The sequence below is a fragment of the Phenylobacterium sp. genome (assembly GCF_031360265.1).
Taxonomy (GTDB): domain Bacteria; phylum Pseudomonadota; class Alphaproteobacteria; order Caulobacterales; family Caulobacteraceae; genus Phenylobacterium.
The window spans coordinates 1-22,299 of the sequence record NZ_JANMBF010000080.1; the positions used below are offsets into that span (position 1 = coordinate 1).

Consider the following 22,299-nt stretch of genomic DNA (forward strand, 5'->3'; position numbering starts at 1 on the left):
CAAGGTCGTTGAGGTTGTCCGGTCGAATTTCGCCAGCGCTTGGGCGTGTCGACCGAAGCCACTCGCGGCAAGGCGCAGGGGCAAGGGCGCAAGCTCAGCCAGGCGGTCTACGACCAGACCGACGCCCATGGCCTGGTCTACACTGCGCCCTGGCGCCGCGGGCCTGGACGGCGGCAATATCGAAGCGTCGCAATGATCAGAATGGGGAGCCTTCAATGAAGATCGACAATACGATCGCAGCTGTGGTCACGGGCGGAGCCTCCGGACTTGGCCGTGCGAGCGCCGAAGCGCTCGCCGCCGCCCGGGTCAAGGTCGCCATCTTTGATGTGAATGACGTCGGCGGCCAGGAGGTGGCCAAGGCCATCGGCGGCCTTTTCTGCAAGGTCGACATCACCTCCGAGGAGAGTGTCGTCGAAGGGTACGCCAAGGCGCGCGCGGCGCACGGACAGGAACGCATCGTGGTTCACTGCGCCGTCGTTTCGGGCGGAGGCAAGACGATATCCTTCGACAAGCAGACCGGCAGCTACATGCGCAACCCGACCGAGATGATCGCCCGCTCCGCCGAGGGGATCTTCACGGCCAGCTACCGGATTGCGTCACACGGCGCGCTCGGCATGGCCAATTGCGACCCCCTCGACAACGATGGGGAACGCGGTTGTATCATCCTGACATCGTCGGCCGCCTCTCAGGACGGCCAGATCGGTCAGGTTGCCTATGGTGGCGGCAAGGGCGCCGTCAATTCCATGGTTCTGCCGATGGCGCGCGACCTGATGGATCTGGGCATCCGGGTGAACGCGATCCTTCCAGGAATTTTCGCCACACCGCCGATGCTGGCCGTGAAGGACAGGGCGCCGGCGATCTTCGCGGGTCTTGCGGCCTCCGTGCCGTTTCCCAAACGGCTGGGCAACCCGCCGGAGTTTGGCAGCCTGGTCCTGGAACTTGCGCGCAATGGGTACTTCAACGGGCAGTGCATTCGCCTCGATGGCGCGATTCGCATGCCCCCCAGGTAGTCCGCCTCAGACCCTCAAGCCCGGCACAGCAATCCCCCCGGCGCCCGACAGAGCACCGGGCATGCACCCCTGCGGCGGCCAGCCTGTTCGACAGGACAATGTCCAGCCATCCGTCGGCCGCCGGGGAAGCGGCCGAAGCCCGGGGGCAAGCTTTGGAGTGACCGCTCCCCCCCGAACGCGGCGTTCACAGGATCCGCTGTCTGGCGGATCGGCGGAACGTCCGGTTTCGGGCATCACGCTAAGGGCCGGTTCCGACCGAGCCTGTGTGGAAACGCATTGGTGCGCCGGTCGGTGAGTTTGGCCGACGGCCGCTGTGTGGGGCTGGACGTTTGAGGCGGCGGTTCGGCGCGCGGCAAGACGCAGCCTTCTCAGGCCCGCATCGCGGCCATGAGGGGCAGGACGCCCAGGATGGCGATCATGCGCTTCAGATTGTAGGCCAGGACGTGGAGGCTCATCTCGGTTCGGACCTTTTCGAGGGTCTTGGTGCGGAAGTGGGTCGCGCCCATCCAGGCCTTGAGCGTGCCGAAGGTGTGTTCGACGGTGGCCCGACGGATTCGCATGGCGTCGGGCTTGCGGTCCAGCCTGGCCTGCATCGCGTCGATGACCGCCTCGTGCTCCCAGCGCCTGATGCGCCGCTCCTTGCTCGGCGTGCACTGAGCCTTCAGCGGGCATGTTCCGCAGCTCGACAGGTTCCAGTAGCGATGGATCGTCTGGCCGTCCTCGACGGTCGTCATGCGGCGTGAGAGCAGCTCGCCGGCCGGGCAGCGGTAGATGTCCTGCTCGGGGACGTAGACGAAGTCCTGCTTGCCGAAGCGCCCCTTGGCCTTTGAGCCGGAGGTGAGCGGCTTGGGCACGTAGGGCATGACGCCCAGGGTCCCGCAGGCCAGCACCTCCTCGCCCGAGAAGTAGCCGCGGTCGGCCAGCACATCGAGGCTCTCGACGCCCATCTCCGCCTTGGCCTGCGCGCCCATGTTCGCCAGCTGATCGCGGTCGTGGCCGACGTTGGTCACCTCGTGCGCCACGATCAGATGATGCTTGGCGTCTACCGCGGCCTGGACGTTGTAGCCGACCACGCCGCTGCCGCGCCCGCTGGTCGCCATGGATCGTGCATCAGGATCGGTGAGCGAGATCTGCTGGTCCGGCGCGGCGTGGACCTCGGCTTCGAGCGTCTGGAAGTCCTTCATCTGCTCGCGCAGCGCGGCGATCTTCTCCGTCAGCCGCACGGCCTTGGTCTGGGCGATCTCGCCGTCCTGCCGGTCGGCCGTCTCCAGCGCAGCCATGTAGTGCTCGATGCTGGCTTCGACCTGCGCCATCCGCGCCTTCAGCTTGGCCTTGGTGAAGTTCCTGTCGCGCGCGTTCACCGCCTTGAACTTGCTGCCGTCGATCGCCGCCACCGCGTGGGTGAACAGCTCCAGCCTGCGGCACAGCGGAATGAACTGGCGGCAGGCGGCCCGGATCGCCGGGCCATTGTCGCGCCGGAAGTCGGCGATGGTCTTGAAGTCCGGAGCCAGGCGGCCCGTCAGCCACATCAGCTCGACGTTGCGCTGCGCCTCGCGCTCCAGCCGACGGGTCGAGGCGATCTGGTTGATGTAGCCGTAGACGTAGATCTTCAGCAGCAGCCCCGGATGGTAGCTCGGCCGGCCGGTCACCTGCGGCACGACGCCGTCAAAGCCCAGCGCCTGCAAGTCCAGCTCATCGACGAACACATCGATCACCCGGACCGGGTTCTCCTCGGAGACATAATCTTCCAGGTATTCCGGAAGCAGCGTGCCCTGACGCCGGTCCTCCCCCTCGACAAACCGTTTCATCCCGGCCCCCGAACCTGATGCTCAGGATTCTAGGCTGCTTCGGGGTTTTCACACAGGCTCGACCCACTGCGGACACGAGGCTAGGGCTGTCGACCGCCCCCTGACCCACCGGCGAAACGCACCATCGACCTTGACCATTGCCCCTGACCGATCAATGTCGAGATCCAAATCGTTATGTAAGGGGAACGATGTGCGATCCCTAACTATCGCGCTGGCCCTAGCACTCGGCTTCTCTGGCCTAGTCGCGCACGCTCAGGATTCTGAAACGATCCAGCAAAACAGCAACATACGCCTCCGCGTCACAATCAAGGCGGACACTCCGCCATCTTACAAGACATCCAAGGCTAAGGTTGTCATAGGTATAAGCCCTGGATATGCCGAGCGACAGGACGTGACGTTGTACAATGGCGTTCTGGCAAGATCTTTAGAGGACAACCCAAGAATTCAGACAGTCTCCCCCACTTCCATATCGGGCGCTGGCGGATACCCCAAGACCCTTTCACTTGATGACGTTACTAATTCAGAGCGTAGGCGATTCAGTGCAATAGCCTGCAAGGCTCAGAGGCTGGATTTGTTGGTTTTGCACGGTACTCCGGCGAACCTCTCAAAGAGCAGTCTTGGCGCCGCTTTGGTGGGGATCGGCCGAACTGGATCGACATCACAGAATAAGATCTCCGTGATTGACTGCGGCACCCTCGAACCCGTTCTGAACATGACTTCCACGCTCGAATTGTCGTTCCACGCCGGTCTGACAGACGTAGACTACGTCACGCTAAATCGAGGGGCCGCCGCCATCGAAGCGCGCAAGATTTTGCAAAACCTCGGCTTCTAAGGACCGTAATCCACCCACCGCTGACCTTCGGGAGGTCCGCTTCCAGAGAAGGTGTTGGAGACCGCTTTCGACCCGTGCCCGACACATTTGGTCGCCGTGGCTTTTCGACCCGGGTCCGGCCGTGTCGTCGTGCCTTGCGCTTCAATCGCTAACGTATGCAGTCGACTTCCAGTGGGTGCTCGGGGTGCCGGGCAAGCCGGCCGCATTCGATGACGGAGGCATACACTTGTGGATACCCTTCGCCATGACCAACAATTTCGATAATTCGGTCGCCCTTCTTCCAAGCATACCTGCAGGCTGCGGTGGCCCCCATTCCGCAACCCACGACCTCGGGAACGTTCGGCCAACCGTCGGCATACGAACCTTTGTCGGCGGCGCTGAGGACCGGCATCGGCTGCCACCCCTGCTTAAGAAGCGAGGCCCTAACCTTTGTGTACGAGATCCCAGCCTTAAAGTAGGGCAGGCTAGGTTCTGCGTTAACGGATGTGGCGAATATCCCGGCGGCCGCCAATAGCGCGATCATCCCCCTCATAGCCGTCTTCTCCACGAAAATGATAACGACGTTCGCGGCAGGGGCGCTTGGTGTCAATGTGACCGCTCCACACATCGCCGCCCGCCGGTTCGTTGGGTGACCAGATTGCCCTTTGCAAGATAGATAACCGCGGTCAGATAGTCGGGGTATCGAAACGATCGAGCGATTTCGCCGGTTGGGAGGGGAAGAATGTCGCACTCGCCTGGGGGGCATAAGACTAAAGCAGTAGTTGCGGGACTGATCGCAGTAGGGCTGCTGTCATGTCTTACCGGCTGCGAGGCTCAGAACAATGGGCTTTCAAAACAGGCGGCGGGTAAGCTCCTGAAGGACCACCTGGCAAAATTCTGCCCGACCGCGAATGTTGCCAAATCCACATTCTCTGATCGAAAAGTGATCGAGGAGGGGCCAAAGTTCATAAGCGGCCTATCCGGTCCCGCTGATCTCAAACTCACGAGAATCATTAGCGGACAAAGTGATAAAGTACTAGAATTTCGTGGAGTAAAGCTACCTCAAATCGAAGATATATATAGATACTCGAACGACGATCGGGAGCGGCAAGCGCTTTTTAAGGTATTTTCTCAGGGCATGTTCGATTATGTGTCGATGACGGCAATTGTAGATGCCTGCGTATCCATTCCAAAAGAAGTTGAAATCCTAGACATCAATCTAGATGAGAATAACAAGAAGAGAGCAACGGTTATATATAATATCAGGTGGATCCCGACAGCAATCGAGAGAGCTGCTACGGCTGGAAAGCTGGCGCCATTCCCTGCCCAAGCGCCTGTAACGCCGGAGCAGCCGGGTCTGCGACACACGGCGGGTCTCAGGAAGCTCGACGCCACCGGCTGGGAGGTCGATCCCGACTATCAAGGGAACTCTTAATGGAGGGCCTGCCCCTTCGACTTCGACAACTGCCCACTAGGGCGTTTTAATCCATCGCCTCACCAACATATTCCTGAACAAAATCGGCCTCGGCGTCACTGTGGCCGGAGCCTGTCCGGGTGCACTTGCGCATCTTCCAGACTATCCAGAAATGCAGGCCTGCCTCTGATGGGCTGCTCGAATATCGGGAGCGACGCGGGTGTTCCGGCGCCAAGGGTCTCGACGACCAAGCCGTGCTAGAGCGCGGCGCATGGCCTGCGCGTCGAGCACGGCAACTCCGCTATGTCCGCTTCCCCCCCTTCTCGGACGTCATGAACGTCCGCTGCCGGCACGTTCGCATCTACCGGCCCTGCAAGCTCTTTGTAAGGGGGCGCCCGGACGGGTTCCTGGGCTGTCCAGACACGAAGGAGCTTGAGGCTCGCGCGGTTGAGATCGACAGCATCGGCGGCAGGCGGGGTCGCCCGCGGCGCAGCGAGGACGGGTCATGACGCACGGGCAGGAAAAGGCGGCGGCCCCGCGACGCCTGGGTCTGCTCGAGGAGGTGGCGGACACGGCGAAGACCGTGGCCGGCGCTCTGCTGATCTTCCTGGTGCTTCGGGTGGTGGTGTTCCAGCCCTACACCATTCCATCGTCGTCCATGGAGCCCGGGCTGGTGACCGGCGACTATATCGTGGTCTCGAAATGGAGTTACGGCTGGAGCCGGGCGTCGATCCCGTTCAACCCGCCACTGTTGGAGGGGCGGCTGTGGAATCCTTGGTTCGGTCAGGCGCCTCGGCGCGGTGATGTGGTGGTGTTCCGACTGCCGCGCGCGCCGGGCGAGGCCTATATCAAGCGGCTGATCGTCTTGCCGGGCGACAGGGTGCAGGTTGTCGCAGGTCGGGTTCTGGTCAACGGGGTTCCGATCCCTCGCCGGCCCGCCGGCATCGGTTCAGATCACGACGCGCCGGGGCGGATCGTGACGCGGGCGATCGAGACGGCGCCGGACGGCCGGCGCTACGTCACCTTCGCCGGGGCCTCCGATGGCGAGGGCGACAACACCGAGGTCTATCGGGTTCCGGACGGCGGCTATTTCTTCATGGGCGACAACCGCGACAATTCCCTGGACAGCCGGTGGCCGACAGCGATCGGGGTGGGGTTCGTTCCGGCCGAAAACCTGATCGGCAAGGCCCAGGTCGTGGTGTTGTCCTGGCGCGGCGGGGCGTCGATCCTCAAGCCGTGGACCTGGCTCAGTCTGGACGTCTCGCGGTTCCTGCAGCCGATCGTGTAGCCGGGTGCTCATCGGCCGGGGCGACACAACCGGCATGGCGGTCGCCATCGAGACCGAGGCGCGCGAAGGCCGCGCGCACGTCGGGCCGCGCCAGCGAGGGCAAGGCGACGGCGCCCAGGGCCGCGACGATCAGGGCGCCGGCGACCAGGTGGCCGCCGCGTCGGCCGCGGCGCGGCGGCGGCGCCTCCAGGTGCGTCTCGATGAACTGGCGCAGGGCCTCGCTGGCAGAGCGGCCCTCATCGCGGCAGGCGGCCATGAACGCGAGCTTGGTCGGGTGGGGCAGACGGATCTCAAGCGTCTCGCTCTTCTTGACGCGGCCGATGGGTTTGCCGAGCGATTTGGGGAACGGTTGCATGGGGTCTGACGATCCCTGAGGGCAGGAGGGTGTCAGCCAAGCGCAGTTTGCGGCCCGGTGACAGCGAAAACCTGTCCGGACACCGGCGCCGGGCCCTCGGGCGCCGGCCGAACCGCTCTTCCTCCGCCGCGCGGGGGTGACTAGGGTGAGCGCAAGCCTCGTGCAATCCAAGGTCCGCATGCCGACGCGTCCGCCCCCCATCGATCCGGTGATCGAGCCGACGCCCGCCGCGACGCCAGACACCACCGGAGCGGCCTGGCTGGAGGCGGTGCTGGAGAGCGTCAGCGACGCCTTCTATGCGCTGGACACCGGCTGGCGCTATGTGGTCTTCAACCGGGCGGCAGAGGACTATTTCGGCGTCTCGCGCCGCGATCTGCTGGGCAAGTCGATGTGGGATGTGTTCCCGCAAGGGCTGGGCACGCCCTTCGAGACCTACTGCCGCGCGGCCATGGATGACGGCGTCGCGACCACCTTCGAGACGGCGTCACGGCTGCGGCCGGACCGGGTGGTCGAACTTCGGATCGTGCCGATGCGCGGCGGCGGCGTGGCGGTCACGCTGTGCGACATCAGCGAGCGCCGGCGCGCCGACGAGCGCCAGCGGCTGCTGGTCAACGAGCTCAACCATCGGGTGAAGAATGCGCTGGCCACCGTCCAGGCGATCGCCGCCCAGAGCCTGCGCGATCCGCGGATTCCGCCCGAGGCCCGGACGCAGTTCCTGGGGCGGCTGATGGCCCTGGCGCGCGCCAACGACGTGCTGGTGGCCCGAAGCTGGACCGCCGCCAGCCTGGCCGAGATCGCCGCTCAGGTGGCCAGCCCGCACGGCGACGCGGAGCGGTTCCGCTTCGATGGCCCAGCGGTCAGCCTGGCGCCGCAGGCGGCCACGGCCCTGGCGCTGGGCCTGCACGAGCTGGCCACCAACGCCGCCAAATATGGCGCCCTGTCGCGGCCCGAGGGTCGAGTCGACCTGACCTGGCGACTTGAAGGCGAGGGGGCGGAGCGGCGGCTGAGGCTGGTCTGGCTTGAGAGTGGCGGTCCCGCGGTCGCGCCGCCCACCGTCAAGGGCTTTGGCAGCCGGCTTATCGAGCGCGGCCTGGCCGGCGAGCTGCGCGCCGTGGTGACGGCCAACTATGCGCGCGATGGTTTGGTGCTGACCCTGGTCGCCCCGCTGAGCGCGATGGTGAGCGAGGGGCCAGCCTAGGAAAGCCGCCGCCGCGCGCAGCGCCGACCGACCGACATTTTTCCTAGCCGAAACGTTCGCGAAACTGTCGCGCCACGGGACTACCCGTCAGCCCTCAGAGTCCTTCGGGGGTGAATCCATGGCTAGTCAGCGTGTCATTTTGTTGGCGGCGGCATCAGTGTTGGCAATGAGCGGCGGCGCGCACGCGGCGGACGCGTCAGCGGACGAGTCGGCCGCCAAGACCGTGGAGGCGGTGGTTGTCACCGCGCCGCGCGCCGAGGCCGCCGCGCGGATCGTGCAGCAGGCGGCGCCGACGATCATCAATGTCCAGTCCGCGGAAACCATCGCCAAATATCCCGATTTCAACGCCGCCGAGGCTCTGGGGCGAATTCCGGGCATTTCCCTGTCGTCCGACACGGGTGAGGGCCGGTTTGTCAACATCCGCGGCATCGACGCCAACCTGAACGGCTCGACCTACGGCGGCGTGGTGCTGCTCAACACCCTGGCGGCCGGAACCGCCGCCAGCGGCTCGGGACGCGCGGTGGAGTTCGACACGATCCCCACCGGCGCGATCGACGGGATCGTCGTCTACAAGACCCTGTCGCCGGACCGCGACTCCGAAGGTCTTGGCGGCCAGATCGAACTGACCCCGCGTACGGCCAAGAATCTGTCCAAGCCATTCTTCGAGGGTGAACTGGGCTGGGGCTACGAGAACCTGCACGACCACACCGGTCCGTTCAACGCCGGATTCGCCGCCGGCGCCCGCTTCGGGTTCGCCAACGGCGGGCTGGCGATCGAAGGCCGCGGCCAGGATCTGCCGAACGGCTCTGGCTGGGTCACCAACCCGACCCCGTTCTCGATCGTCATCACCGCTTCGCGCAAGGATGACCGGCGCGGGGTCGACGACCTCGAGCCCAGCTACGCCAACGACGGCGCGACGGCGGTCGATAACGTCTATGGCCGGGTCGATTTCCGCCGCTACGACTACCATCGGCGGCGCTTTGGATACGGCGGAGAGTTCGCCTTCAAGCCGAACGACGACCACAGCTTCTACGTCCGTCTCGATGTCGCCGGATACAAGGAGCGCGCCCACAAGAATCATTTCTACGCGAACTTCGCCGGCGCGCCCTCGGCGCCCGACCAGAACGGCAATGTGATCGACCGCTTCCAGCCGCAGGTGGATCTGGTGATCCTGGAAGAGACGCACCGCAATACCGTTTTCGCGGCCGGCGGCCAGGATCGCTTCGGCGACGTTCAGGTCGACTACCGCGCCGCCTACAGCCGCGCGACCTATCTCCAGAGCTACTACAACGAAGCCCGCTTCTTCGGGGCGAACACGTTCTTCGGCCGCTACAACAACGTCAATGATCCTTACCACCCGACGTTCGCGCTGTTCCAGGACGCGGCGCTGACCGTGCCGTTCGTCTCGACCGACGCGACGCAATACAAGGATCCCAGGCTGACCAGCTTCGCGGAAAACGACGCGGACCAGGAGTACAGCTATGTGGTCAACGCCACGCGCCCGCTCGCCCTGTTCGGAGACGGCGGCGAGGTGAAGGTCGGCGCCAGCGCCCGCCTGCGCGACAAGGTGGTCACCGACTTCGGCGGCTTCGGGCGGCTGACCGGCGTCAGTCTTTCGACCTATTCCGCCAGCGTGGGCGCCGGCAATAACTACTATGACGGTCGCGGCTATCCGCTGGCGCCCTATGCCGACATCTACAAGATCATCAACCTGGTGCGGACCGCCCTGCCGACACTGGGCCCATCGCTCGGGCGAGACTTCAACGACACGGAGAACGTCTACGCCGCCTACGCCATGTACACGACCAGCCTGGGCAAGCTGGGGTTCATGGCCGGCGTGCGCGTCGAGAAGACCGACGCGACCTACGGCAACTTCCTGACCACCACCGACGCCAGCGGAACCTCGACGGTCACCGCCGTCAGCCACGCCAAGAGCTACACCAACGTCTTCCCGACGGTGCAATTGAAGTACGAACTGCGGCCGGACCTGCAGGTTCGCGCCACCTATTCGAGCGGGATCGCGCGCCCCGGCTTCAACCAGGCCGGCGGCAACGCGGGCATCGACTTCACCGCCTCGCCGCGGCCGATCTATGCGGCGGGCAATCCCGACCTGAAGCCGACAACGGGTGACAATTTCGACCTCAGCCTTGAATACTACCTGCCCAGCGGCGGCATCGTTCAGGTCGGGGTTTTCGACAAGGAATTCAAGAACTACATTTTCCGATCGGCGAAGATCAACGTCGCCGACCCGATCTTTCTCGGCCAGCGCGGCGACTTCATTACCTATCTCAACGAGTCAGCCTATGCGCGCGGCGTCGAGCTGGCCTACCACCAGAAGTTCACGATGCTTCCCGGCCTGTTCTCCGGACTGGGAGTGGAAGGCAACATCACCTGGGTGGACTCGCGCTTCAAGGAATATGACGCCGCCGTCAGCGGCACGGGCAAGAGCCAGTTTGGCGCCTTGCCGGGCACCTCGCACGTCACCTGGAATGTGGCCGGATTCTATGAGGACCATGGCCTGGCCCTGCGGCTGTCGACGGAATACGTGGGCCAGAGCCTGTTCGCCCTGAACGGCGACCAGTCGCTGGACACCCACCAGGACAAGAAGCTGAACCTGGACTTCACCTCCAGCTATCAGTTCACGTCCAACCTGGCCGGCTACTTCAATGTGAAGAACCTGCTGGACACGCCGCTGCGCTATTACGAGGGCTCCGCTTCGCGCCCGATCCAGCGAGAAATCTACGGTCAGACCTATGAGGCCGGCATCCGCGCCAAGTTCTGAGGTCGCCGGAGACGTTTCCGCAAAGCGAAGGCGCCGGCCAGCGGGCGGGAAGACGGTCAGCGCCGGCTGTCCCTGATCGCCTGGACCTGCGCGGCCGCCAGGCGCCCGCCCGACCACGCCGTTGGCGAAGTCGGGCTCAGGCGGACCGCTGCCGCGCTCAGAGCGCGCGGCGGCGGAACACGGCGTGGTAGACGACCAGCACGATGACCGCGCCGATGAAGGCCACGAAGATGCTGTAGAGGTTGATGCCGTTGGGCGCGGCGTGGCCAAGGGCGTTGAAGATGAAGCCGCCAACCAGGGCGCCCACGACGCCCAGAACAATGTCCATCACCAGGCCGGAGCCGGACTTGTTGACGACCTTGCTGCCGAGAAAGCCGGCGATCAGGCCGACGACAAGCCATGCGAGAATAGACATCTGTTGAGCCTCCGATTGCCGTGAGTGGCGCTGCTAAAAGACACAAGCCCGGCGATCGTTCCCCAGGCCAAGCTTGTTGTTGCGCAAAGATACACAATCTACCGGCCTGGCCCCCCGTTCTGGATTGCATCCGATGAGCCATATTCTGTTCGTCGCCCTGGTCACCGGAAGCCGCGACGCCGGCTACCACGCGAGCTTCCCCGACCTTCCGGACCTGCACGCGCAGGGCCGCGATCTTGGGGACCTGCTGGCGGCGGCGCGCCGCGCCCTGACCGACCACCTTGACGCCCTGGCCAACGCCGGCGAGGCCTGGCCGACGCCGACACCCCTGGAAAGCGTGCGGCCGGCGGCGGACGCCATGGCCATTCCGGTGGATGTGACGGTCGATGACGCCCCGGTGCGGGTGAACATTTCGCTGGGCGAGCGTCTGCTGCGGCGGCTCGACGCCGCCGCCGAGGCGCGCGGCATGAGCCGGTCCGGCTTTATCGCCCAGTCGGTCCGCGTCAGCCTTGGCGAACGCAACCCGGGGCACGCCGATTTCGAAGCCACCGCGCGTCGACTGCAGGAGGAGTTCGGCGCGCTGGGCCGCAGGATCACCGAGAGCCTGGGTCCTGACAGCGCCTTCACCCGTCGGGTGAACGCCTTGGACGATTCTGTGTTCGACGGCGTCCGTCGCGCCGCAGACAGCGTCTCGGCCGCCATGAGTCGGCGGCGCCGGGCAAGCCCGCCAGACAGCACCGCGCACGACGAACCGCACGACTGACCGCGCGGCCGCCTTCCTGAACCGCCAAAGGTTTTTCTGGAGACCCCCATGCACAGATCCGACGCCGACCTCGTCGCCATCCGCGACAGCGTGGCCCTGGTGGGCCGGCTTTCCGACAGCCTGATCCGGGTCGGGCCGTTCAACCTGGGCATCGACGCTGTGCTCAGCTGGATCCCCGGCGTGGGCGAGCTCTACAGTACGCTGGCGGGGGGCTTTATCGTGATCCAGGGCGCCCGCGCGGGGGTTCCGGCCTCGGTGCTGATCGCCGCCGCGGGCCTGCTGTTCGTGCGCACGATCACCAGCGCGGTTCCGCTCGCCGGCGCCGCCTTCGCCGATCTGTTCACGGCGCACCGGTGGGCCTCGGCCATGGTGGTCCGCGCCATCGAGCGCCGGCGCGGACAGGTCCCGTCCGGCGGGATCCCTGCGCGATGGGAAGCGTCCGGAGCCCCGGCCCCCGTCTGAGCGCGCAACGCGCTTCCTTGGCAGACACGCCTCGTCAGGCGTCCGCGTTGACGCGGGCGTCGGGAGGCGGGCCTATTGCGTCATGACCCCCACCGATCCCCATCCCCGCCCCCTGGCCCTGATCACCGGAGCCTCGGCGGGGATCGGCGCGGCGTTCGCGCGGGCCTATGCGGCGCGGGGGTGCGACCTGGCGCTGGTGGCGCGGCGGGCCGACCGGCTGGAGGCGCTGGCCGCGGAGCTGGCCGCCGCGCACGGGATCGAGGCCTTCGCCGTTCCCGCCGATCTGGCGGCCTATGAGGCGCATGTCGGGGTGCTGCGCGCCGTGGCCGACCGCGGCCGGGCGGTGGACGCCCTGGTCAACAACGCCGGGTTCTCGATCGCCCAGAGCTTCATGGGCGTACCCTGGGACCGGCAGCGGGATTTCCTGATGACCCTGGTGGTCAACGCCTGCGGCCTGGCGCATGGCGCGATCCCCGGCATGGCGGTGCGCGGGCGAGGCTCGATTGTCAACGTCGGCTCGCTGGCGGCCTTCGCGCCGGGGGTGGCGGGCCACTCGCTTTATCCCGGCGCCAAGAGCCTGATGGTCAGTTTCAGCCAGTCCCTGGCGGCGGAACTGAAGGGGAGCGGGATCAGGGTGACGGTGACCTGCCCGGGCTTCACGCTCACCGAATTCGCCGTGGCCAACGGCACCAAGGCGGTGATGGACGAGGCGCCGCGACGGTTTTTCCAGACCGCCGAACAGGTGGTGGCGCAGACCCTGGCCGCCAACGACCGAGGCCAGGTGGTGGTGATCCCCGGGACGCACAACCGGATCGCCGCGGCGGTGCTGCGGGGCCTGCCCCAGGCGCTGCTGATCCCGATCCTGAACCGGGCGTCGGCGAAGTACCATCTGTCGACGTAACCCTGTTGCCTGTGTACCAACGAGGTATATACGAAGTTAGTATATAGGATCTTTGGGAGGTAGAGATGCCGAAGGCAGCGGTCTTCACGATGAAGCTCGAAGCCGAGCTGCGCGATGAATTCGTGGCGGCGACCGAGGCGGTCCATCGGCCGGCGTCGCAGGTGGTGCGCGAGCTGATGCGGGAGTTCGTGCAGCGACAGCGCGCTGAGCATGACTACGACGCCTTCCTCAGTGGCAAGGTGGAGGCTTCCCGGTCCTCGATGCGCTCGGGGCGTGGTCTGTCCAGTGATGAGGTGGACGCCGAGTTCGCCGCCCGGCGATCCAAGGCAGCCCGGCTGGCGTGACGGTCCTCTGGACGCCGGAGGCGCGATAGGATCGCGCTGACATATGGGACAGCATCGTGGCGAACAGTGCGAACGCGGCTGTGCGGATGGACCGGCTCTTCAGCGATGCGGCGAAGAGCCTCGAGGATTTCCCGATGCGGGGCCGAAGCGGAAGAATTTCCGGGACGCGCGAACTGATCCCGCATGAGAGTTACAGACTGGTCTGCGAGGTTGATGGCGAGATGGTCTGGGTGCTGGCGCTCGTCCATACGGCGCGCCAATGGCCGCCGACGCGCGATTGAGCGGTCTGGCTGAGAGAGCGGAGGCAGGACGTGGCGCATTTTGACGTGGTGATCATCGGGTCGGGCGCGGGAGGCGGGACGCTGGCGCAGCGGCTGGCCGCGTCGGGCAGGTCGATCCTGATCCTGGAGCGCGGCGAGCAGCTGCCGCGCGAGGCGGAGAACTGGAGTTCCAAGGCGGTGTTTGTCGAGCACCGCTACCGCACCCAGGAGCAGTGGTACGACAAGGCCGGCAAGCCGTTCCGTCCGAACACCCACTATTGGGTCGGCGGCAACACCACCTTCTACGGGGCGGCGCTGATGCGGCTGCGCGGGCGCGACTTCGGCGACGTGCAGCACGCCGGCGGTGTTTCGCCGGCGTGGCCGATCAGCCTGACCGACATGGCCCCCTACTACGCCGAGGCCGAGACCCTGTGGCGTGTGCACGGGAACCGAGGCGACGACCCCACGGAGGAGGGGACCGAGGCCGCCTATGCCTACGCCGCGGTGCATGATGACCCCGGGATCGCGCGGCTGCGCGAGCACTGGAAGACGCAAGGCTGGCGACCGTTCTCCCTGCCGCTGGGGATCAACCTCGACCAGGCCCATCCGGTGACCTCGGCCTGCATCCGGTGCAAGACCTGTGGAGGGTATCCCTGCCTGCTGAAGGCCAAGTCCGACGCCCGCACGATCGCCATCGAGCCCCTGATGGGCCTGCCGAATGTCACCCTACTCACCGGCCGCAAGGTAACGCGGCTGGAGACCGACCCGTCGGGCCGCACGGTGAGCCAGGTGGTCTGCCAGACCGAACAGGGCGAGGAGCGTTGGACCGGCGACATCGTGGTGCTGGCGGCCGGCGCGGCTAATTCGGCGGCGGTTCTGCTGGCCTCGGCCAACGCGGCGCATCCGGCGGGCCTGGCCAACGGATCGGACCAGGTTGGCCGCAACTACATGTTCCACACCCTGACGGCGATGGTCTCGCTGACCGCGGCGCATGTGGATGTGACCTTCCCCAAGACGCTGGCCTGCAACGACTTCTACTGGGGCGACCCCGACGGGAGCTATGACAAGCCCATGGGGCACATCCAGCTCCTGGAATATATGTCCGGCCAGACGCTGGAGGGTCAGGTCTCCGACTGGTTGCCGCCGGGTCTGGTTCCCGACGTGATCTCCGAAGGCATCGCTGAGCGGATGCTGTCGATGCTGGTGATCTCCGAGGACCTGCCGCTGCCGGAAAACCGGGTGCGGGTGACGCCCGATGGGCGGATCAACCTCGATTACACCTACAATAACCTGGAGGGTCACGAGCGGCTGGTGAAAAAGCTCCATGCCTCGCTGGAGGGGTTCGTCGACCATGCCCACCCGATCAGCCAGCACAACTTCGAGTTCGAAAGCCTGCTGCCGCTCTACGGCACGGCGCACCAGGCGGGGACCCTTCGCTTCGGCGCGGAGGCGGCAAGCTCGGTGCTGGATCCCTGGTGCAGGGCCCACGACCTGGACAACCTCTATGTGGTCGACACCAGTTTCTTTCCGTCGATCGCCGCGGTGAACCCGACCCTGACGACGGTGGCCAACGCGCTGCGGGTCGGCGACCATCTGCTGGAGCGCCTGGGCCGGTCGGTGGTCGCGCCGACCGCCGCCGCCGTCGCCAGGCCGGCGGCCCATCGCAGCGGTGAAGCGCTGTCCTGACCGGTCCGGCCGCGGGGCGCCGCGCTCTGCGGCCGCCGGCCGCAGCCGCGTTAACCCAGAAGCAAGCGCCCGGGCGCAAGACTGCGAATGAAGCCGTTTGTTCTTATGGATCCCTCATGTCCGCCCCAGCTAACCGCTCCGACGGACCCCCGCGTCAGCAACGCCTGAGAATCTCCGATGACGCCGATACGCCAAGTCGTGACGTCACCTGGGATGTCCTGTCGGAGAAGATCAAGGATCTGATCGTGCTGGCCGATGCGACGGGCACGATCATCTATGCGTCGCCGGCCTGCCGGGCCTTTGGCTACGAGCCGCACGAACTGGTCGGCAAGACGGCGACGGACTTCACCCACCCCGATGATCTCGAGCACATGTCGGCCAATACTCGGGCGCTGTTCAACGGCGAGGTTTCCGACGAACCACCGGATCGCGAGCATCGGATCCGGCGCAAGGACGGTTCCTGGGTCTGGCTTGAAGGCAATCCGAGCCTGGTCCGAGGCCCGGACGGTGAGCCGATCGCCCTGCTCAACGTCTTCCGGGACGTCACCCAGAACCGGATGATCCGGGACGCGCTGTGGGAACAGACGCGTCGCGCCTCGATGGCCGAATCGGTCGCCGGCGTCGGCTATTGGCGTCTTGACGCCCTGACCCAGGAGATCTTCTGGTCCGACCAGATGTTCCGCATCTATGGCCTGGAGCCGGGACGCGAGCCGGCGCTGGACGCGGCGATGGCCATGACCCATCCCGACGACGACCAGGAAGCCAAGGCCCGGCTTGAAACCGCCTTGGCCACCGGCCAAACCTGGTCAGACGCATTGACGCGAATTGTCCACCCCAACGGCGAGACCCACCTGCTGAGCGGCAGCGCCGTATGCGAGTGTGACCGCGCCGGACGGATCACCGCGCTGTTCGGCACGGTGGTCGATGTGACCGAGCAGAGGCGCGCCCAGCAGTCCATCGAGGCCAGCGAGCGGCGCTATCGGCTGCTGACCGACCATGCCACGGACATGATCACCCGGACGTCCATCCACGGACGGATCCTCTATCTGTCGCCGTCGGTGGCGCGGACGACGGGCTACAGCCTTGCCGAGCTGATGCCGCGCAAGATGCGTGAATTCGTGCATCCCGAGGACCTTCCGCAATTCCTGGACTTCTACAGCGCCCTGGTCGCCGGCAGGACCGAGGAGGGTCAGCCGATCCGCTATCGGGTCAGGCATAAGGACGGATCGTGGTTCTGGCTGGAGAGCATTCCGCGCCTGGTCCGGTCGACCGTGCCGGGCGAACCGGACGACATCGTCGATGTGTCGCGCAACACCACCGAGCAGGAGGCGCTGAAGGCCCGGCTGCAGGCCGCCCTGGTCGCGGCCGAGCAGGCGGCCTTGGTGAAATCGGCGTTCCTGGCCAACATGAGCCATGAGATCCGCACGCCGCTGACGGCGGTTCTGGGGTTCACCTCGCTGCTGGAAGAGCGCACCGATCTTGACGCCGAGGCCAAGCGCCAGCTGGGGCGCATCGCCGGCGCCAGCCGGGCGCTGCTGGCGCTGGTCAACGACGTGCTGGATTTCTCGAAACTGGAAGCCGGCCAGACGACCGTCGCGCCCCGGCCCACGGCCGCCCAGGACGTGGTGGGTGAAGTGCTCGACATGTTCACCTTCCAGGCGCTCGAAAAGGCGTTGGACCTTCGCCTTTCGACGCGCGGCGCGATCCCCGCGTCCGTCTCGATCGACGCCGACCGGCTGCGCCAGATCCTGACCAACCTGATCGGCAACGCGGTCAAGTTTACCGAGAGGGGATCGGTGTCGGTAAGCCTGGACTATGACGCCGGCGCCCAGCGGCTGGGCGTTTCGGTGACCGACACCGGACCGGGCGTCGCGGCGGCCGCGCGGGAGCGGCTGTTCCAGAGATTTTCTCAGGTTGAGGGTTCATCGACGCGCTCGAAGGGCGGGACGGGGCTCGGTCTGGCCATCTGCCTGGGCCTGGCCGAGGCCATGGACGGGTCGATAACCCTGCGCAGCCGCGTCGGACGCGGTTCGACCTTTCGGCTGGAGGTCGCGGCCCCGACGGTCGCCATGCCCGCCACCATCTTCGCCCCGGCGTCGTGGGCGCAGTCCCTCGACGGCGTCCGGGTTCTGGTGGCCGATGACAACATCGCCAACCGCGATCTGGTCCGGGCCATTCTCGAGAGCGTCGGCGTCGAGGTCAGTGAGGCCTGCGACGGCCTTGAGGCGGTCGCCGCGGCGCAAGGGCTTCCCGTCGATGCGATCCTGATGGACCTGCGGATGCCCGGTCAGGGCGGGCGCGCCGCGGCGGCGCAAATTCGCGCAACGGTCGGCCCCAATCAGGACACGCCGATCCTGGCGTTCAGCGCCGACGGAGAGTCGGCCGAGTTGGAGATCGGGCGGAACGCCCTGTTCAACGCGCACCTTCGCAAGCCCATGGAGCCCGGCAAACTTCTGTCCGCCCTGCGTCAGGTGCTGACCGATGCCGGCGCGCCATCACAAGAGGTCAAGATCCATGCCGCCCTATGATACCGGCCAGAAGCGTATCCTGGTCGTTGACGACGACCGCGCGATCCTCGAACTGGTCTCCACGCGCCTGACCCTGGCCGGTTTCGACGCCTTCACGGCGCGCGACGGCCACGACGCCCTGGCGAAGCTCAGCAGCCTGCGGCCGGTCGCCATGGTGCTCGATCTGAACATGCCGGGGCTCGACGGTTTCGGCGTGCTCCAGCGAATGGGCAAGACCGGCCTGGCGCGCACGCCGACCCTGGTGCTGACCGCCAGCCACGCCGCGGCGGACGTGCAGCGCGCCGTGCAGCTGGGCGCCCGCGACTACCTGGCCAAGCCGTTCAAGGACAACCACCTGCTGATGCGGGTGTCGCGACTGGTGCGTCCGCCGACCCAGAAGCTGGATATTTCAGCCACCCTCGACAGCATCGACCAGATGATCGGATAGACCCGCCCGCGGGTCGCCGGCAAAGGCCTAGCCGGTGCGGCCGATGCGCACGGGCTGAGCCGGCGCGGCTTGGGCGGCCAGCGCCCGGGCCTTGAGGATTTCGCGGGCGCGCAGGCCTGAAAGCACCGCGTCGAGCCCCGCCATCATGGAGATCACAAAGCCGATCTCACCTTCCCGCAGACCCTGGCGCCAGAGGTAGCAGCGCCCGAAGCGGACCACGGCGTTGAGCAGATCACCGATCAGCGTGCCGGGCTGGTTGGCGTCGGCGAGGTCCTGGGCGCGCAGCAGGGTCTGCTGGTGCAGGCGCGTCATCATATGGCCGACATCGGCGTCGGCGTGGCGAAGGAGCGGGGTTTCAAGCGCGCCCGCGAACCGGCCTCCGAGGCTTACGACCGGCTGGATCCGGCGGGCCGTCCAGCGTTTCAATGCCCGACGATAGAGTCGCGGGGCCGCGACATCGCCCAGGCCCGCCCCCCAGCCATGGCGCACCAGGGTCGCGCCGACATAGTTGTGTACAGGCAGGTTGAACCAGTCGCCGCCCGGGCGTCCGTGGATGGTGGCGCGGACCTCATAGGCCAGCGCGCCGCTGACATGCTCGTCGACCTCGATTTCGAGAACCCAGTCGCCTCGGCACGCCGCGACACCGGCGGCCTTTCGCTGGCTCTCCAGCGGGAAAATGCCATCAATGACCCGCGCCCCGAACTGCCGGGCGATGTCCTGGGAGCGATCGGTGCAGCGGTCGGCGACCACCACGATCTCGTCGCAGAATTCCAACCGGCGAAGGCAGTCGGCCAGCCGCGCTTCATCGTTCCGCGCGCACACCAGAGCCGAAAGCTTCACTGGCGACCCCCCGTCCCAGAACCCCGCGGCGCAAGTCCGCCGTCAAGGTTTAAGACGCCGCTGGTCCGACCCGCCCCCCGGTGACGCTTGGGCGATTCTTGCGCGGGTCAATCAGAACGCGGCGGACAGGCGCAGGCCGATCGTGCGGGGACGCTGGGGGGTGACCTGGCGCACCTGGCCGACGGTGAAGGGGTTGCCATAGGCGAAGGTGTTGCCAGCGGCATCGGTCGGGTTGGAGATAAACACGCCGGCGGTCCAGTGCTGGCCGGCGATCTCGGCGAGCAGCTCGGCGTTGACCACCGCATCGGTCTTGGAAGACTGCGCCGGGTCGAAGGTCAGGCGTGTGCGGCCGACATAGTTCGCCTCGCCCACCAGACTCAGGACGAGGTGGCCGCGGAGGGGTCTCTCGTAGCGCACCAGCAGGCCGCCCGAGGTCGGCGGGGCGCCGGGCAGGCCTGAGGCCAGGGTGTTGGCGAAGTCGGGGTTGGCGCGGGTGAACCTCGACGCCGAATAGAGGGCGTTGGCCTGGACCGACAGGCCGAAATCCCAGTCATAGGCGATCTCGGCTTCCAGGCCGCCGATGCGCGCGTCGCCGACGTTGGCGGTGTAGGCCAGACCGGAGAGGCGATACTGATCGGACTGAATGTTCGACCACAGATCGTAGAAGGCCGCGGCGCGGACCACCAGTCGCCGGTCCAGGAAGCGGCCCTTGGCGCCGATTTCGAAATTGCGCAGCTGGTCCGGCTCGAACGTGGTGCGCGAGGGCCGGATGGTCAGGAACCCGGTGGAGTTGATCCCGCCTGGCCGGAAGCCTTGGGTGAAGATGCCGTAGACCAGCGTCCCCTCGGCGAACTGGTACTGCAGGGAGATCTTTGGCAAGACGCCGGTGAAGGTTCGGCTCTCGCTGACCGCGCGCGACTGGGCGGGGGGGGCGCCGACGATGTCGGCGTTGACCTTCAGCCCGGTCTGGAAGACGCGGGCGCCGAGCGCGGCCGTCCAGCCGGGCGCGAACCGCCAGGTGGCCTCGCCATAGGCCGCGAGTTCTCGCAGCTTGTCGCGGCGGGCCTCGTTGTAGACCCGCGTCAGGGCCAGGGCGGCGGGCGCCGCTGCCGCGCCGGCCTGGATGTCGAGAGACGAGGGCGTGCGCTCGACGGAGCTTGAGGCGTAGGCGCCGACCAGCCAGCCGACCGGCCCGCCGCCGCTGGAGGTCAGCACCACGTCCTGGACCAGCCGGCGGATGTGCGCGGTCTCGGAGTAGACGGCCAGACTGGCGCCCGTCTCGCTGAATGCCGCCGCCGCGGCCGTGGCGTCGTAGAGGCTGGCGTAGGTGTGCTGAACATAGGAGGTGGTGGCCGCCAGGTCGGCGCCGCCCAGCGCTCCACGCACAGTGACCGCGGCTTCGGAGAAGTCGTTGGCCGAGGCTTCGCGAACCTGGCTGGCGCGCCGGCCGCGACCGACTGTGACGGTGGTGTAGTGGGTATCCTGCGAGCGCAGTCGCTGAACGACGCCGGCCGCGTCAATCGTCCAGCGATCGTTGAGCGTCATTCGCAGGGCGATGCGGCCGCCCTGGCGCGAGGTGCTGTCGACGTTGGAAAGCCGCAGGGCGACGTTGTCGAGATAGCCGCCCTGCAGGTCGTAGTAGCCGACGAGGCGCAGGGCCGCGCGATCCTTGACGAGGGGGATGTTCAGATAGCCGTCAGCCTCCCGGCTCGGCGCGCCCCCCGCCGTGGAGGCGACGACGGCCTGCAGCCCGCCGGCGTAGCGGCCCGGATCGGGCTTGTTGGCGACGATGCGGTAGACGCCGGCCAGGGCGCCGGAGCCATACAGCGCCCCTTGAGGACCGCGCACGGTCTCCACCCGTTCGATGTCGGCGAGTTTGAGGTCGGGGTCGGGCGCATTGTAGTTGGTCGGCGTGTCGTCGAGGTAGGTGGAGACCGTCGAGCGCGCGCGGCCGGTGAAGGCGCCGTCGGACAGCCCGCGGATCAGCAGCTTGTCGCGCCCGGGGCCAAGGTTGGTCATTAGCAGGCCCACCAGCTGTCCGGCGGTGTCGCGGGCGTCGCCGGCGCCGGTGGCGCGCAGCTGATCGCCGGAGATGACGCTGACGCCCGCCGGCAGGGTGTCGAGCCGCTCCGGCCGTTTGCGCGCGGTGACCAGCAGTTCGGTGACCAGTGGCGCGCCGGGCGCCAGGATGCGCGACGGCGCGGCCAGAGGCGTCACCCGAACCGTCCTGGCGTCAACAATTCGCCACGCGCAGGGCGCGCCGGCCAGCAACCGGGCCAGCGCATCACTGAGCCGATAGGCGCCCGACAGCGAGGTCTTGCCGCCCTCCCCGCAGGCCGAGGCGCCCAGCAGCGAGACATCGGCCTGCACGGCCAGGTCGATCAAGGCTTCGGCGTAGGGCTTTGGAGCAATCTCGAAGTGGCTGCGCGCCTCCGCGGCCTCAGCCCGGCCGGCGAGCCCGAGCAGCACCAATCCCGACAGGGACGCCTGAACGAAGGCCCTTGGCCTGGATATCGCCGATCATCCCCCTCACGGCTTCGCCGCCGGATCGCCGCGAAGCAAGACGCCCCGCTCGGAGGGTAGCGCCTTGATCGGCGCGAGCAAAGCCAGCCGGCGAATAACCGCGGCCTGGTCGTCAAGCACCAGGACGCCGGAGACCCGGGTGCTGGCCAGCGCCGCATCCTCGAGCACCATCTGGCGGGGGAACTGCTGGTTCAGATCGGCGATCACATCGCCCAGCGGCTGGTCGCGGTAGATCAGCCGGCCGGTGCGCCAGGCGAAGACCTGGGCGGGATCGGCGGCGCTGACCTGGACACTGGGCGCCCCCTCGGCGTGGTCAAGACGCTGGCCGGGATGCAGGCGGTAGGCGTGAGCCCCGAAGATCGCGCCGGTGGCGCCGGAGCCCTTGGTCGGGCTCACCTCAACCAGGCCGCGCTCGACCGTCACGGAAAGCTGGCCGTCGCGGCGGCGGACGTCAAAGCGGGTGCCGACCACGCGCACGGTGCGG

The 22,299-nt window shown here is 66.9% G+C and carries 19 protein-coding genes; 13 read left to right on the plus strand and 6 right to left on the minus strand.

Annotated features, from left to right (window positions below; genetic code table 11):
• The first annotated feature begins 215 nt into the window (after positions 1-215).
• Positions 216-1,010 (plus strand): SDR family NAD(P)-dependent oxidoreductase, encoded by a 795-nt coding sequence (locus RMN86_RS07035; RefSeq protein WP_309605124.1) that lies wholly within the window; start codon positions 216-218, stop codon positions 1,008-1,010.
• Between the two features lie 368 nt (positions 1,011-1,378).
• On the opposite strand, the gene RMN86_RS07040 is transcribed toward RMN86_RS07035, so the two are convergent.
• On the minus strand, positions 1,379-2,818 hold the full coding sequence (locus RMN86_RS07040; protein WP_309605125.1) for an IS1182 family transposase: 1,440 nt from the start codon (positions 2,816-2,818) through the stop codon (positions 1,379-1,381).
• Positions 2,819-4,371: 1,553 nt separating this feature from the next.
• Between RMN86_RS07040 and RMN86_RS07045 the strand changes: the two genes are divergently transcribed.
• The gene (locus tag RMN86_RS07045; RefSeq protein WP_309605126.1) at positions 4,372-5,064 is read left to right on the plus strand and encodes a hypothetical protein; all 693 of its coding nucleotides are present in this window, start codon (positions 4,372-4,374) and stop codon (positions 5,062-5,064) included.
• 484 nt (positions 5,065-5,548) lie between these two features.
• Positions 5,549-6,331 carry a signal peptidase I gene (gene lepB, locus RMN86_RS07050; RefSeq protein ID WP_309605127.1) on the plus strand — a complete coding sequence of 261 codons (783 nt, stop codon included), beginning with the start codon at positions 5,549-5,551 and terminating at the stop codon, positions 6,329-6,331.
• Here lepB and RMN86_RS07055 read toward each other — a convergent pair.
• Positions 6,291-6,686, minus strand: coding sequence for a hypothetical protein (locus RMN86_RS07055; RefSeq protein WP_309605128.1), 396 nt, complete (start codon positions 6,684-6,686; stop codon positions 6,291-6,293). The genes lepB and RMN86_RS07055 overlap by 41 nt on opposite strands.
• A gap of 145 nt (positions 6,687-6,831) precedes the next feature.
• Here RMN86_RS07055 and RMN86_RS07060 point away from each other — a divergent pair, with 145 nt between their 5' ends.
• Both RMN86_RS07060 and RMN86_RS07065 read left to right on the plus strand, forming a co-directional pair.
• Entirely contained in the window at positions 6,832-7,884 is a 1,053-nt protein-coding gene (locus tag RMN86_RS07060) for an HWE histidine kinase domain-containing protein (protein WP_309605129.1), read from the plus strand.
• A 166-nt stretch (positions 7,885-8,050) separates the two neighbouring features.
• Positions 8,051-10,666 carry a TonB-dependent receptor gene (locus RMN86_RS07065; protein WP_309605130.1) on the plus strand — a complete coding sequence of 872 codons (2,616 nt, stop codon included), beginning with the start codon at positions 8,051-8,053 and terminating at the stop codon, positions 10,664-10,666.
• 157 nt (positions 10,667-10,823) lie between these two features.
• On the opposite strand, the gene RMN86_RS07070 is transcribed toward RMN86_RS07065, so the two are convergent.
• On the minus strand, positions 10,824-11,081 hold the full coding sequence (locus RMN86_RS07070; protein ID WP_309605131.1) for a GlsB/YeaQ/YmgE family stress response membrane protein: 258 nt from the start codon (positions 11,079-11,081) through the stop codon (positions 10,824-10,826).
• Between the two features lie 133 nt (positions 11,082-11,214).
• Between RMN86_RS07070 and RMN86_RS07075 the strand changes: the two genes are divergently transcribed.
• From RMN86_RS07075 to RMN86_RS07110, 8 genes are all read left to right on the plus strand, one after another.
• A complete protein-coding gene (locus tag RMN86_RS07075; RefSeq protein ID WP_309605132.1) occupies positions 11,215-11,844 on the plus strand; it encodes a type II toxin-antitoxin system HicB family antitoxin in 630 nt (209 codons plus the stop codon).
• 48 nt (positions 11,845-11,892) lie between these two features.
• Complete coding sequence (locus tag RMN86_RS07080; protein ID WP_309605133.1) at positions 11,893-12,306, plus strand: DUF4112 domain-containing protein; 414 nt, start codon at positions 11,893-11,895, stop codon at positions 12,304-12,306.
• A gap of 82 nt (positions 12,307-12,388) precedes the next feature.
• A complete protein-coding gene (locus RMN86_RS07085; RefSeq protein ID WP_309605134.1) occupies positions 12,389-13,207 on the plus strand; it encodes an SDR family NAD(P)-dependent oxidoreductase in 819 nt (272 codons plus the stop codon).
• 65 nt (positions 13,208-13,272) lie between these two features.
• Complete coding sequence (locus RMN86_RS07090; protein WP_309605135.1) at positions 13,273-13,551, plus strand: antitoxin of toxin-antitoxin stability system; 279 nt, start codon at positions 13,273-13,275, stop codon at positions 13,549-13,551.
• Positions 13,552-13,592: 41 nt separating this feature from the next.
• Positions 13,593-13,832, plus strand: a complete 240-nt coding sequence (locus RMN86_RS07095) for a type II toxin-antitoxin system RelE/ParE family toxin (RefSeq protein WP_309605141.1) — start codon at positions 13,593-13,595, stop codon at positions 13,830-13,832.
• A 30-nt stretch (positions 13,833-13,862) separates the two neighbouring features.
• Positions 13,863-15,497, plus strand: a complete 1,635-nt coding sequence (locus RMN86_RS07100) for a GMC family oxidoreductase (RefSeq protein ID WP_309605136.1) — start codon at positions 13,863-13,865, stop codon at positions 15,495-15,497.
• 116 nt (positions 15,498-15,613) lie between these two features.
• A complete protein-coding gene (locus RMN86_RS07105; protein WP_309605137.1) occupies positions 15,614-18,025 on the plus strand; it encodes a PAS domain S-box protein in 2,412 nt (803 codons plus the stop codon).
• Positions 18,012-18,452 (plus strand): response regulator transcription factor, encoded by a 441-nt coding sequence (locus RMN86_RS07110; protein ID WP_309605138.1) that lies wholly within the window; start codon positions 18,012-18,014, stop codon positions 18,450-18,452. Before RMN86_RS07105 ends, RMN86_RS07110 begins: the two co-directional genes overlap by 14 nt.
• Positions 18,453-18,479: 27 nt before the next feature.
• Here RMN86_RS07110 and RMN86_RS07115 read toward each other — a convergent pair whose 3' ends face one another.
• From RMN86_RS07115 to RMN86_RS07125, 3 genes are all read right to left on the minus strand, one after another.
• Positions 18,480-19,292, minus strand: coding sequence for a glycosyltransferase (locus tag RMN86_RS07115; RefSeq protein ID WP_309605139.1), 813 nt, complete (start codon positions 19,290-19,292; stop codon positions 18,480-18,482).
• 111 nt (positions 19,293-19,403) lie between these two features.
• On the minus strand, positions 19,404-21,761 hold the full coding sequence (locus RMN86_RS07120) for a TonB-dependent receptor domain-containing protein (RefSeq protein WP_309605140.1): 2,358 nt from the start codon (positions 21,759-21,761) through the stop codon (positions 19,404-19,406).
• Positions 21,762-21,821: 60 nt separating this feature from the next.
• On the minus strand, positions 21,822-22,299 hold a 478-nt coding region (locus tag RMN86_RS07125; RefSeq protein WP_405041330.1), incomplete at its 5' end, for a FecR family protein.

What these genes read in the sequence shown, in the direction of transcription:
- RMN86_RS07035 (WP_309605124.1), top strand. Translation starts at nt 216, where the DNA reads ATGAAGATCGACAATACGATCGCAGCTGTGGTCACGGGCGGAGCCTCC.
- RMN86_RS07040 (WP_309605125.1), bottom strand. Translation starts at nt 2,818, where the DNA reads ATGAAACGGTTTGTCGAGGGGGAGGACCGGCGTCAGGGCACGCTGCTT.
- RMN86_RS07045 (WP_309605126.1), top strand. Translation starts at nt 4,372, where the DNA reads ATGTCGCACTCGCCTGGGGGGCATAAGACTAAAGCAGTAGTTGCGGGA.
- lepB (WP_309605127.1), top strand. Translation starts at nt 5,549, where the DNA reads ATGACGCACGGGCAGGAAAAGGCGGCGGCCCCGCGACGCCTGGGTCTG.
- RMN86_RS07055 (WP_309605128.1), bottom strand. Translation starts at nt 6,686, where the DNA reads ATGCAACCGTTCCCCAAATCGCTCGGCAAACCCATCGGCCGCGTCAAG.
- RMN86_RS07065 (WP_309605130.1), top strand. Translation starts at nt 8,051, where the DNA reads ATGAGCGGCGGCGCGCACGCGGCGGACGCGTCAGCGGACGAGTCGGCC.
- RMN86_RS07070 (WP_309605131.1), bottom strand. Translation starts at nt 11,081, where the DNA reads ATGTCTATTCTCGCATGGCTTGTCGTCGGCCTGATCGCCGGCTTTCTC.
- RMN86_RS07075 (WP_309605132.1), top strand. Translation starts at nt 11,215, where the DNA reads ATGAGCCATATTCTGTTCGTCGCCCTGGTCACCGGAAGCCGCGACGCC.
- RMN86_RS07080 (WP_309605133.1), top strand. Translation starts at nt 11,893, where the DNA reads ATGCACAGATCCGACGCCGACCTCGTCGCCATCCGCGACAGCGTGGCC.
- RMN86_RS07085 (WP_309605134.1), top strand. Translation starts at nt 12,389, where the DNA reads ATGACCCCCACCGATCCCCATCCCCGCCCCCTGGCCCTGATCACCGGA.
- RMN86_RS07090 (WP_309605135.1), top strand. Translation starts at nt 13,273, where the DNA reads ATGCCGAAGGCAGCGGTCTTCACGATGAAGCTCGAAGCCGAGCTGCGC.
- RMN86_RS07105 (WP_309605137.1), top strand. Translation starts at nt 15,614, where the DNA reads ATGTCCGCCCCAGCTAACCGCTCCGACGGACCCCCGCGTCAGCAACGC.
- RMN86_RS07110 (WP_309605138.1), top strand. Translation starts at nt 18,012, where the DNA reads ATGCCGCCCTATGATACCGGCCAGAAGCGTATCCTGGTCGTTGACGAC.